Below are 12877 nucleotides of genomic sequence, written 5' to 3'. Positions count from 1 at the left end.
TCCCTTTCCAGGCGTTCCAAGCGAATTGTTAGCGGGCGGAAAAACCTACGATGACGGCGGACGCGACCAAGGGCCGTACAAAAACACCGCGTTCCTGATTGACTCGACCAAATCCATTCGCTCGCGGTATGTCAAACGCAGTTTACTGCCGATTGGCGAGTATGTGCCGGGTGAGACGTGGTTTCCCTTTTTGCGTGACTGGGCCGCACTGGATTCCACCTTACTACGGGGCGCCGACGATGCTCCGCTGACACTCGCTGGAAACCAGAAGGTAGGAGTGCTGGTGTGTTACGAAGACATGGTTGCCGAAAATTCTGCAGCGACAACTCGCGAGGGAGCCGAGTGCTTGATCGCCTTGATCAACGGATCTCGATTCACCGACGTCGATACGCTGCAACAACATTTGTGGCTGGCCCAGCTTCGCGCGGTCGAGAACCGTAGGTCGCTGGTGCGTTGTGCCGCCACAGGCGTTTCATGTTTGGTCCAACCCGACGGAGCGATCACGGATCGTTTAACGCCACAGCAGAGCGGCATGATCGTCGCTTCGGTTCCGCTGCTACGCACCCAAACAATCTACACACGCTATGGAGATTGGTTTGCTTATTTTGCGACCGCAGTTGCGATGATCGGTGTGATAGTGATGAAAGAAAATCGACGTCGTCACGCAGACCGCCAACCTGAACCCCCAACCTAGCAACCAGCCAGCTGTATCATCGCGTTCATCCTAGCGGACCATGGGCAGACGCTGCGGGCTGCGAGCCGCTGGTTTCGTCACTGCGGACTCCTCCGCAGCGGCTTCGGCAAATTGATTGATTTGCACGTTGCTCGGCAACGGATTCGAAATCGCAATTCGTATTTTCGAAGCGGACGCTGGGTTCGAAGCGGACGCTGAGTTCGAAGCAGTCGCTGGGCTTGAAGCAGTCGCTGGGCTCGCGACCGCTGTTGGGCTCGACGCGGTCGATGGGGTCGATCGCGGCTTGACCTTGCCTGCGGCGATCCGGACGGGACGGCGACTTTCGACCACCGGCGCGGGGTTGGGTTGAGGGGCGGCCAGCACCGAGACGGCGACCCGGTTCTCGGATCTGATCACGGGTGGGGCGAGATCTTCGACACGCAATTTGGGAGCCAGATTCGGATGGGGCTGGTTCATCGCCGAGTCCGCGGGAATTTCGATGAAGGGAGAATTGGTGACCGGATGCGGCAGTGTGTGCTCAATCGAGGCACCCGATCCGCCGTGGTTCAGCGGAAAATCGCGGGTCGTTTCCCCATTCACTTCACATGCCGTATCACAATCCGCTGTGCGGGCAACCGGAGCATGAAACCGCTGGCGAAGCGGAGGCTGATCACACGAAGAGCTCGTGCATCGAGGAACCCCCGCCGCCTTGAGGGCGAGTCCCGTTTCGTTGACATTGCCTTGCAGTTTCAGCTTGCAACCAGCAGACTTGCAATGCAAATCATTGCACGGGACGTGACGACAAACGGGTGAAGTCCCCGCCTTGAGCGCTACCCCGGTCTCGTTCACATCGCCCAAGATGCCGTGTCCGAACAGTCCAGGCATCTTGAGTGATCCACGCCGCGAGTCGCAGGGTACGGAATCGCCTGAAATGATGCCATCGCATGCATTGCAACCACTTTGGCCGCACTGTCCGTCGCAATTCCCCTGACAATAAGGGCGAGGCGGAAGATCGGCACACCAACCATCCTCCGAACATTTGCAAGCGTGATAGCCGTCGCCCCAACCCGCACCGACGATGCGGCCAAGCTGTTGCAGCGTGCTGGGCATCTCTGCCATTACACTGCCGCCGCCAAAGAGGATCGCGGAAACCCAAATCGTTGCAAGAATCGATTTCGGTTTCCTTCGCAAGCCGTTGGGGACATTGCCGCTGGGGTTATTGCCCCAAACGAAACTCGCCGGTCGAAAATCGGGATCAAGTTTGTTCATCGGATGGACGCTCGGTTCGGAGTGTTTGGCAGCAAAATGTTCAGCGTGTACAAAGCCTCTCGCTCAATCGATCCTCACGTGTAGATTCGGTACTCTTGCCCGCCAAAAGTCGAGTCCCATGTGCGAAATGCATGGGCTTAGTTCAACATGACGGGTAGGAGAGCCAAAGCTACGTTCGGATTCATTGCAAGATTGCGGACGATTGCTGCTACTGGGGTAATCGGTTCATTCGTCATCAGCGATTGGCATTGCACATCGGTGCGATCGCGATTCCCTCCTTCTGGCGAGGGTCCTAACGATCAGGATGACCTTGCGGGATCCAACCGGCACGAAAAGGGGTTTGCCTGGGCGAAAAGAGGTAAACCGCCGGATGAGCAATGATTGCGTGCTAGATTGAAAAGGTTCCAAAAAACAGATGGGGGGAGTGTTTCGTCCTGCTGAGGGACCTGGGGAGGATTCCGACACCCATTCTCTCAAAATTCCATCCGTGTTCCCAATTAGCGACAACATTATGTCCAAGCGAACTCGATTCCTTGTTGATCCCAAGGTCCAATGGTCGATTGCCGCCCGCGTTGCGGCCCACTGGGCGATTTTTTTGATGTGTTTGGTCTCGATCAACGTCTGCGTCCGCGTCTTTGCCGCCGTGATTCACCAACCGCTGTGGGATGCGTTGCAATCGGCGATGGTCGCCCAGGCCCCGATTGTGGTCGTGATGTTTGTGCTTTTGCCGGTATTTTTGCGGGACACACTTGTCATGAGCAACCGCTTCGCCGGACCGATGTATCGGCTACGAACCGCTTTGGCCGCGTTGGCGGGGGGCGAGTCGATCAAGGCCATTAAATTCCGCACGGGCGATTTTTGGCTATCTGCGGCAGACGATTTCAACGTGGTTCTGGTGCAACTGAACTCGCTCAAAGACGAGAACGAGCAACTGAGAAACGAAATCGACGCCCTTCGCAGCGAACGGGTTGGGGTTTGATCCAGAGTCGATCCCCGCCCCACGTAGCCCGGATCATGTGAGCCGCCCCTGCCATTGCAAAGCGGTGGGGAAGCTTCCAACCGACGGCAAACGTGCGAGGCGTCGAAGCTGCAATTCTAAAGATTTCTTCAGCTGCAGGCGGAGTCTGTCTTCGCGGGACGAGCAAATCACGTCATAATGGCCGCAGGTGAAGAGCTTTTCTTCACCATCGATCAGCCTCGGATAATGGATTTGCGATAGATGGTTTTTCAGCAACGAGTTGGGATTGCGATCCTTGTAGCTCTCGTCAGCTTGACGCTAACACTGGGGGATGCCAGCCAACCGGTGATGGCTCAAGAAGTGGCGGTGGTGGATGATATTACAGCCACCCAGGGCAAAAGCGGCAGCGGCGGGAAATCCGAAGCGGCCCAAACCGAATCAACCGTCGGAGCGGGTCAAGCGGAATTCGACGATGCAGTGATCAAACGTATCGATGCCGATACGCCTGAAGAGCTCGCCGCGGTAACGACATTGCTCGAATCCGCACTGGCGAAAGGGCTGAACGAAGAAAACAAATCGTTTGCCGAAAAAATGCTCGCCAGCGTTCTGGTTCAGCGAAGCCAACACTTGGTGGCACTGATGCAGCGAGTTCGCGGTCGCCGGATGTTGCAGATTCGCGACGAAGCACTCGAGTTCCTTCGCAAGGCAACCAAGAGCGATGAATCGATTGTCGAAGCGTATTTAATGATCGCTCAATTGAATTTGCTGCCCGAAGGCAATCGCGACGAAATGACCGAAGCGACGTCCAAGGCCATCGAACTGCTAACGGACGAGCCGGTCCAACAGAGTCGAGCTTACGTTTTGCGTGCGGTCGCTCAAGAAGATGACGACAAGAAGATGGCGGATTTAAATTCGGCCATCGACGCCGATTCCACCAATATCGAAGCGTTGCAAGCACGCGCCGGTTTGCGGATGCAAAACGATGACGTCGATGGTGCGATGGCCGATTTAGAGAAAATCTTAGCCATTGATCCAGGCAATCAGGTGGTCGCCCAAGCCGCAGTGCAACAATTGCTCGATGCCGAGCGAGTCGACGATGCGGTCGATCTGATCTCCAAAACACTCGAAGCCAAACCAAGCGAAGGCATGTATCGCATGCGAGCGATCTTGTATCGCATGCAGGGCAAAGAAGACGAAGCGTTTGCGGATCTGAACAAGGCACTCGCGATGCAGCCGAAAGATCCGATTTCGCTGTTGCAGCGAGCGGAAATCGCATTATCGCGTGGCGACATTCGTGCCGCCAAACGTGACCTGAAATCGGCCATGGGAATCGCTCCACAAATCGCGGATGCCGAACAAACCATTGTCGTACGTGTTTTGATTGCGGTCGAAGAAGGACGCATGGCCGATGCGATCAATGATATGAAAACATTGGTCGACCGCGATCCCACCAGCACCGTGCGTCAATTGCAGTTGGCCAATCTATACCTACGAGACGACCGACCTCGACAAGCGATCGAAACGCTTTCGGCTGTTTTGGACCGGGATCCCAAAAATGCTTCCGTCCTGCGGTCCCGCGCCGATGCACTGCTCAGTGTCGGCGAACATGCCGACGCCGTGGCCGACTACGAGCGAGCAGCTAAAGTGGCCGACGAAGATAGCGTGGAACTTCCCGGCATCCTCAATAACTTGGCATGGGTTCTCGCCACTTCGCCCAACGACGAATTGCGAGACGGCGAGCGGGCCGTCAAATACGGAAAACGTGCCGCCGAACTGACCGAGTTTAAAGAGGCTCATATTCTCAGTACGCTTGCTGCCGGGTACGCCGAAAACGGTGAATTCGAAAAAGCGATCGAGTGGAGCAGCAAGGCTGTCGAACTTGGGGAAAAGGACGTTGAACTCGGCGAAGAAGCCGAGAGTGTTCAGATCCAACAGCTCAAAGAAGAACTCGAAAGTTATCGCAACAACAAGCCTTGGCGTGAAAAGCAAGAAGTCGAGGAAAACAAAGTACCGATCTTGTCGCCCGAAGATTTGATCGATACTTAATCCTCGATCGCTCGAGTCGATGCTCGGGTGGCGGTCGAGGTCATCAAAAAGCCGCCAGCCCCCAACTAATTCTCGCGAGCCGCAATCGTTGGATTGCGGCTTTTTTCGTTGGGGGGCCAGCCATACCGAACGCAATTCGATGCGGACGCTTTGATGTGCGGCGTCCCCCCATCACTTCTGTTTTGGTAGCGATCGCGGGCCAAGCCGCCCGGTTGCAGCAGGTAAAACGTTCGATTTAGACCGGGCGGACTGCGCCACACCGCTACAACAGCCACTCGTATCGTGCCAAAGCAGATGACACTGGGCGGTGCTCTGCGGTCAACTTGCCAAGACAACGGTGCACCCCGCCTCGTCAAATTTCCATGGAGTGTCTATTCTATGGCTATCGGAATTTTGTTCCCTTAACCAAAAACACTCAGTTTCTGATATGCCCAAACCAGCGAAACTTGCGCTCGAAGATGGTACCGTTTACGAAGGACACGCGTTTGGTGCCGAGGGGGAGGTGACTGGGGAAGTCGTCTTCAATACGGCGATGACGGGCTACCAAGAAATTTTGACCGATCCAAGTTATCGCGGTCAAATCGTCACGATGACATACCCCGAAATCGGAAATTACGGCGTCAACTCAATCGACGTCGAGCACGAGTCGCCGTCGCTGTCGGGTTTCATCGTTCGCTCGGACAGCCGAATCTTCAGTAACTATCGAGCCGAAGGCGATCTGCAATCGTACCTGCAAAAACACAATATCCTCGGGCTGACCGGTATCGATACGCGAGCACTCGTTCGCCGCATTCGAACCACCGGAGCGATGCGAGGCATTTTGTCGACCAGCGACCTGAATGACGAAAGCTTGGTCAACAAGGCCAAAGCGTCGCAGGGATTGGTCGGCCGCGATATCGTTCGCGAAGTGATGCCCACCAAAGCGGTCGCATGGGATCAAAAACTGGACGATTGGACCGAAACGGAAGTCGGCAAACACGACCGCACCAACAGTGGGGCGCATGTCGTTTGCATGGACTTCGGCATGAAGTGGAACATCCCACGTCACTTCGCATCGCGTGGAAACCAAGTCACGATTGTCCCCGGTGACACGTCGGCCGACGAGATTATGAAAAACAATCCCGACGGTGTGTTCCTCTCCAACGGCCCCGGCGACCCGGAACCACTGGAGTACGCACATCACACGATTCGAGAATTGCTGGGTCAAGTTCCCGTGTTCGGCATCTGTCTCGGCCATCAACTTCTGTCGTTGGCCTGCGGCGCGAAGACGTTCAAACTGAAATTTGGACATCGTGGTGTGAATCAGCCGGTGTTTGATATCCAAACCAACAAAGTCGAGATCACGACTCAGAATCACGGTTTTGCGGTCGACGAAAAATCGCTGCCCGATTGCTTGGAAGTCACCCATCGCAATTTGAACGACGACACCGTCGCTGGCGTGCGACACCGCGAACATGCTGCCTTCGGAGTGCAATATCACCCCGAAGCCGCCTCGGGACCTCACGACAGCCACTATCTATTCGAGCGATTCGAAAAACAAATCGCCAAATAAGCGATGTAGCGTCATAGGTCGTAGCGAATGTCGCGAAGACTTTCGGCAGCTGCAAGCGTGATGGCCAATTCATCCTTGTCGCCGTGCCAGAATATTACCTCCCCGAAACGTGTTTTGGGGAGGTCAGAGCGAGCGAAGCAAGCTCACCGGTGGGGCCTCGGGGTGTTAGGGTCAGACGGTGCAAGTTCCGCGTCACCAGCCCTCCTCGCCCGCTATCGCGGCCGCCCCTCCCACCTAACGCCGTGAACGATCTTCGGGTAGCTAGCTGCGCAAAAAGTGGTGATTCGCATTGGACGTCAACAATCCACGCTCTGGCGAGCGTAGCTACGAAACGCAAATGCGCCGCAATTTGCAGCCTAAAAATCGTTAAGGGCGTTGCTCTCACACCAGAGAGGGTGATTTTGCAAACGTGCTGGAGCTTCACTCCGATGCAGCCGGTCGATTAACGGATCTCGGACACCCACTTTTCGATCTTTTCGTTGCGATGGTCTGATGCAACCGGCCGCTCCATTGCCACCACTGGTTCTCCGTTAGGCCCCATAGCCCGCTCATAATCGACACTCCATAGGTACGCGACTTTACCACCCTTACCCACTTCGTATCCAAACGATTCTTGCGAGTTGACCATCCAGTCCGATTCCGTCAGCCCGACGTCGCTGAGTTCGCTAAGCTCATTCGGAAAACGCTCGTACCGTTTCTGAAATTGCTTAATCGCGATTGCGGTCAGCGTCCAGCGTCGGTTCAATTCGAAGCGATAAAATCTCGCTGCCGCCGAGCTTGGATCGCCGAAAAATTTGTCAAGAAATATCTCGGCGTTGGAGACCGGGACTGCAAGAATGCTGTACGTCCAAATGTCATCGCCGTCTTCATGGCGGAGGGACCTTGCCTGCGGCGGCCATGGTTCAAATGCCTTGATCGTCTCTGCATCTTCCCACCGCTGATAGCGTTCCATCAGCAACTCGCCCATCATGTCAGTCAATCCAAATGGGAAAAAGTCGATTTGCGATTCTTGCTGGAAATGGTTCGGTCCATCCGACGTAATACCAAACTCAGCTAACAGGAACGCTCGTTCTGCCGCCACAGCGGTGTCCCAGCGATCATGCAGGTTCTGCTCGCGATTGACCTGCTCACGTAATTGCAACAACGATTCCTCCGTCTTCCAAAATCCGACCGCGAGCGATTCACGAATTTGAGCTCGATGTTCCTCGACCGCGGCAAAATAAATGAGGTCCGACAAAATTCCGATTTGCCAATCGAACGCGTCCGCTACTTTGGGCATTAATTGCAACGCATGGATCGCACGAGCAGGATCCTGTTGATCGACCGCCACCCGGAATTCTCGCATCAGTAGCCGGTTGATCGATCTCGTCTCATCCAGACCGGGGTACGTCGTCTGAAAACCTTCGAATACGACCGGTTGCCAAACCGGCCTAGGGTGTGTCGGCACACGTTTGATGGCTTCGATAATGGGACGTGCCTGCTCGGCATAACGCTGCATTATCTCCGCGTCCGCCCATGGTTGGTTTGGCTCGAGCCTCGGTTCGTCGTCGAGTGGCAGCACGTCACTGAATCGGATATGGAGTCCATCGGTAGCGACCAAAATATCGTCCCACTGCGAGGATGCCTGTTGCGTGGTATGGCTGTCGAACCACTCAGTAAGCGAGTGATTGCCAACCGGGTGACCATCCCTTGTCAAAGTTGTCAGCGTTGCATTAACCTCCTCAGCAGCATCCCGCTCCCATTTGAAACCGAGCGCAAACACACACAAGAGTGCGATTAAGGGAGCCGCAAGCAACAAGTACAAACTCCGCTCGCGGGAAGGTTTGATATTCATCATTCGATTCTCAATTAACATCATTCGTCACAAATAAACGGTTGCCATCGAGCAGCAAGCCAACTCCTCACCTCTCACTCCTCACTCCACTTCCCACGCCGCATACCACTGGCTGGCTGGATAATTCTGCTGGTTAATGGGATGGTTGCGAATTCGATCCGAATACGGTCCATCTTCGAATTGCACGTTTTTGCCAATCAGCAATTCGTGCAATTCTCGCCTCATCGGTTCGGTGGACACACCAGCCTCGCCCGCCTCAAGCATTCGCAGCGTGGCATCGGCGACTGCATCAACGAAATGTTTGTAGACCGCCGCTCGTTTTACCGGCGGCATATCTTCGGCCCAAAAGGAGATCGAGTAGCCACCGAGCCCATCGACCGCAGACATTGGCTTTGCCCACGAGTTCAAAACGGCTCTGCGGCGTGCTTCATACCGGCCGCTTCGATCCGACAATAATCGCTTTGCATCGTTGACAAAATCTCTCTCAGGCAACGATTTGATCGCATCCGATTTGATCGCATCGCTCAACCAAATCTCCACTCGGTCGGCAAAGTCTTGGTCCTGCAATCGTTCGCTGTTTCGCAAACGCTCGACGATCGTTGTTAACACGCGAAACCAGTCGCCAATCTGTTCAATCGCCTCAGGGGATTTTTCGCTCGAATCGAACTCTAGCTTGGCGTAGGTTGCCAGAGCCAGCATCTTATACAGCGTGTGTTGGTCGATGCTCGCTGCACCGTCGTGACCCGGCAGCACTTCGGGGATCATCAAAACGTCGCTTGGTAAGAACGATCGTTGCTCGAAAATCCGTAGCCGATCTGTCTCTTTCTGCGAAAAGTCACTCTGGAACGAATCGCCTGGAAACGGATGCAGCACAATGGGATCCGAGTACCCATACACACGACCAACCGCGTTGGCTTGAGCCAGCAAAGTCGCTCGACGTTCCGCCGACATTCGCGGAAACCGAGCAATTTCGATTTGCATGGGAACCATCGGTAGCCACACAAACAACACGAACGCCACCACGATAATGGTCCATATCAACGGGCCGCGGATCTCGTCCATGAAACGCCGCATCTGTAGCCAACTCGCAAAATACGGAAACGATCCGCACAACAGCATCAACCACAACGGAGCGTCATACAAAATGGCACAATAGACCAACCAATAAGCAGCGGCGATCGATACGACCGGAGCCAGAACGGCGGACACCGCTAACAGCCGAGTCAACTGGCTGATCCACTGCGAGACGCCGTAAATAACAAACGTCAAAAGGGTGATCATCGCGGTCGAAGGCAACGGTCCTACGTCCTGCTGCCAGCGATTGACAACGCTATAAGATAAAGCGGTATAAAACAGCAGGATAAGCGACACAATCCACGCACCGATCGAGTGTCGGCCCAACCATGCCACGGTCGGCGACACACCGCGGTCCGATAGAAATCGCATCCGCGCGGCGCTGCCGTCTCCCGTAAATGAAAATACCCCGAGCCAAGAAACGCCGACAAATCCAGCAAAAGCAACAAGTCCCAAAAACGGCTGTATCCGAGAAGGATTCGACCAAGCGACGATCGCAAACACTCCCGAAACCGCTCCTGCGATCATGAGCAAGACAATCGCAAGCAGCGTGATCCGGTTGTGATAGACCGATTGCCAGACCAGCGAACTGAACACAAACCGATACGGAGTCCGAGCCGCGTTGGTCTTCGCTTGAGGAGATGACGTCACGCGTGTGCTGGTCTTGGGAAACGTTTCAACTAAGATCGGTTCTCGCGGGGAAAGTGCCCATTGAGCAGCTCGATACGCCATCCAGGTTATGATTAAGATCGCCAGCGAGGTTGCCCCAATCGATACCGCATTGGCACTTTGCGGATCAATCATCCGTTGGCCAACCCACTTGCTTCGAAAGCCATAACCGAGCGATTGCAACACAAACGGGATACAAGCCAATGGCAGGATCGCAAGCAAACTTGCAAACGTGCTTTTCAACCGCCATGCGGTATAGAAGCCACATGACAACAAAAAGACCGAATGCAGGTGCAAGAAGACGTAATCGGCAACTGTGGGGAAGGTTAGATACGGAATCAGCGAACGACTTGGGCCACCATCGATGTATTGCACGATCCAAAACAAGATCCAGCAAATCCCCCACATCACCGCCAATCCGATCAACCCTACCGCGAATTTGATCCCAATCAGTTGTTTCGGTACAACGGGCATCGAGACCAACCACCACAACGTGCGTTGCTCTTTCTCTTGTCCCACCAACAACGCCCCCGCTCCTGCAGCGAACAAGGCGGGCAGAACTAGCGGTAACGATCGCGCATAGTCGGCCATCGGAGCTCGACCGTCTTGGGATATTCCCCAAATCACCATCAGGAACACGCCCACTGCTACCAAGATAAGAACAAGCGGTAACAGTTGCCGCGTTTCCTTCCAGTACAATCCTCGGATCATGTCGCGGTTCACGTTCATCAGGGTCGCGTTCGTCATGGATGGTAGGGATAAGAGGTGCGTATCGCAGAAGCGTTTATTGGTTGCAGACTAGACCATTGACTTCGCCGGATTTTCTTGATTGCGGTTCGGGCTCGAGCCGACTGTGTAGGCAATGAAAATTTCTTCGAGTGACAAGTCTCGCTCGGAAACGCCCGCCACCCCTGGGGCCGATGTGAGCACGCTGTGCATGTCGGACTGATAATTCCGTACCACAACACGACGCTGTCGGCCGTACGTTTCTTCGCATAACACTTCGGCGGGATCGGGTAACGTTGGTACCGTGACTAATGGATCGTCCAGGCTGATCGTCAATTCGACAACCGAGTCCTTCAGCTCACTCAGCGGGCAACAAATGCGTAGTCGTCCCTCGTGCAAAATCGCAATCGTGTCAGCGACACGCTCGACTTCGCTGATCTGATGACTCGACAAGAAAACCGTTCGCCCTGATGCGGCTCGGTCGATCATGCTTTCTAAAAAATCTCGGCGAACCATCGGGTCCAATCCCGAGGTGGGCTCGTCCAAGATCAGCAGTTCTGGGTCATGGGCGATCGCCAAGCAAAGAGCCACTTTTGCGCGTTGCCCCTTACTGAGATGACGAATTTTGCGGTCGGCAGGCAGCTCGTAACGGCGAATCGAATCCAAATACGTTGGATGAAAGTCGCCTCCGTAAATTGACGCGGCGAACCAACCAATCTCCGCAACGCTCATCCAGTCGTACAGGGCGGGAGCATCAGAGACATAGCCAATCTTGCGGCGTACTTCCAGTGGCTGCGACGTGGGATCGATATCACAAACGCGACATGAACCCGAGGTTGGCTTCTGAAACCCAGTCAAGATGCGTATCAACGTTGTCTTGCCCGCGCCGTTTTCCCCAAGCAGTGCAAAGACGGTTCCCGGTTTGATCGCCAAGTCGACGCCGCGAAGTGCATCGCAAGATCGAAAGTGCATCGTCAATTCGTTGGCAGTGATGACGTCATTCATAATGGAGGGTGTTTCCAAGGATAGGCAGGTCGGCAAAGAAATTTTCAGCAGAGATCATGCTGGTTACTCAGGGGCCTCATTTGAAACAGTGTTCACGGTACGCTCGAGCGTGACCAGTTTCTTGTCGACAATCGCCCGAATCTCGTCGGCCGACAAGCCGCCGTGCAGCGCTTCGGTCAACACGCCGACGATACGATCAGCAATGATCGTTTTACGTTGTTTCCGGCATTGATCGACGGCGCCGTTACAAACGATCACGCCACGCCCTCTCAGCGGCTCGATGATGCCTTCGGATTGAAGCTCGCCGAAAGCGCGCGAAACGGTATTGGGATTCACCGTCAATTGTTGGCTCAAAACGCGGACGCTTGGCAACAACTGGCCCGGCCGCAGCGTCTGCTCGGCGATGGCGAATTTGATTTGACGAACGATCTGCAAATAGATCGCCACGCCGCTGGACGGATCAACCGTGAAAAACATAGCGACTGCCACATGACTAGCGTTGTAGTGTACTAGCTTGATAGTAAGGCCGAAGCGGTTGCGAGTCAAGCAATTTTTTCAAACTTTTTTTGCTGGCCGGATCAAGCCGCGCTGTAGCGACGCAGATCTGACCGGCAGTGTGGCCGTAGCGAAAGACGCGAAGACTTTCCGCAGCCGCGATCGTGAATCCATCCCAGCCGCCGTGCCGATTCTTTACCTCCCCGAAACTTGTTTGGCGAAGGTCAGAGCGAGCGGAGCAAGCTCACCAGTGGGGCGTCGGGGGTATTAGAGTTGGGCCGTGCAATCTAGCTGCGACGAAACCCTCCCCGGAAAGCTCGCTGAAGGCTCGCTTTCCGACCCTCCCGGCTCCGCCGGGAGGGTAAATCCCGCGATGCCTACAAAACACACTCTTTACGCCAACAGGTCTTTGACGACGTGGGCGGGGTCGACGCCGGTGAGTCGGAAATCGAGGCCTTGGAATCGCACCGATAACCGCTGGTGGTCCAGTCCGAGCTGGTGAAGCAGTGTGGCGTGCAAATCATGAACATGCACCGGATTCTCAATCGGACCAAATCCAAATTCATCGGTCTGCCC

10 protein-coding genes are annotated in these 12877 nt (G+C 55.0%); 4 read left to right on the top strand and 6 right to left on the bottom strand.

All coding sequences use genetic code 11. From position 1 onward, the window contains the following. Positions 1–694, top strand: a 694-nt coding sequence (locus ABX962_RS16970) for an apolipoprotein N-acyltransferase (RefSeq protein ID WP_372721228.1), incomplete at its 5' end; no start/stop codon positions are given. A 30-nt stretch (positions 695–724) separates the two neighbouring features. Here the strand turns inward: ABX962_RS16970 and ABX962_RS16965 are convergent. Next, positions 725–1942: a hypothetical protein gene (locus ABX962_RS16965; protein WP_372721227.1), complete on the bottom strand. Its 1218-nt coding sequence runs from the start codon at positions 1940–1942 to the stop codon at positions 725–727. 511 nt (positions 1943–2453) lie between these two features. Between ABX962_RS16965 and ABX962_RS16960 the strand changes: the two genes are divergently transcribed. From ABX962_RS16960 to carA, 3 genes are all read left to right on the top strand, one after another. After that, positions 2454–2921, top strand: coding sequence for a hypothetical protein (locus tag ABX962_RS16960; RefSeq protein WP_372721226.1), 468 nt, complete (start codon positions 2454–2456; stop codon positions 2919–2921). 240 nt (positions 2922–3161) lie between these two features. Then, positions 3162–4946 (top strand): tetratricopeptide repeat protein, encoded by a 1785-nt coding sequence (locus tag ABX962_RS16955; protein WP_372721225.1) that lies wholly within the window; start codon positions 3162–3164, stop codon positions 4944–4946. Between the two features lie 427 nt (positions 4947–5373). Continuing rightward, entirely contained in the window at positions 5374–6498 is a 1125-nt protein-coding gene (carA, locus tag ABX962_RS16950) for a glutamine-hydrolyzing carbamoyl-phosphate synthase small subunit (RefSeq protein ID WP_372721224.1), read from the top strand. A gap of 442 nt (positions 6499–6940) precedes the next feature. Here carA and ABX962_RS16945 read toward each other — a convergent pair whose 3' ends face one another. The 5 genes from ABX962_RS16945 to ABX962_RS16925 all read right to left on the bottom strand — a co-directional run. Further along, entirely contained in the window at positions 6941–8335 is a 1395-nt protein-coding gene (locus tag ABX962_RS16945) for a hypothetical protein (protein WP_372721223.1), read from the bottom strand. Positions 8336–8413: 78 nt separating this feature from the next. After that, a complete protein-coding gene (locus ABX962_RS16940; protein ID WP_372721222.1) occupies positions 8414–10822 on the bottom strand; it encodes a hypothetical protein in 2409 nt (802 codons plus the stop codon). A gap of 51 nt (positions 10823–10873) precedes the next feature. Then, on the bottom strand, positions 10874–11806 hold the full coding sequence (locus ABX962_RS16935) for an ABC transporter ATP-binding protein (RefSeq protein WP_372721221.1): 933 nt from the start codon (positions 11804–11806) through the stop codon (positions 10874–10876). Positions 11807–11869: 63 nt separating this feature from the next. Next, positions 11870–12283, bottom strand: coding sequence for a GntR family transcriptional regulator (locus ABX962_RS16930; protein ID WP_372721220.1), 414 nt, complete (start codon positions 12281–12283; stop codon positions 11870–11872). 411 nt (positions 12284–12694) lie between these two features. After that, positions 12695–12877 (bottom strand): DUF1501 domain-containing protein (locus tag ABX962_RS16925; protein WP_372721219.1); only part of this gene is annotated, 183 nt, incomplete at its 5' end.

The sequence above is a fragment of the Novipirellula sp. genome (genome assembly GCF_041583735.1).
GTDB lineage: Bacteria > Planctomycetota > Planctomycetia > Pirellulales > Pirellulaceae > Novipirellula.
This window is presented reverse-complemented; position numbering and strand designations above follow the sequence as displayed.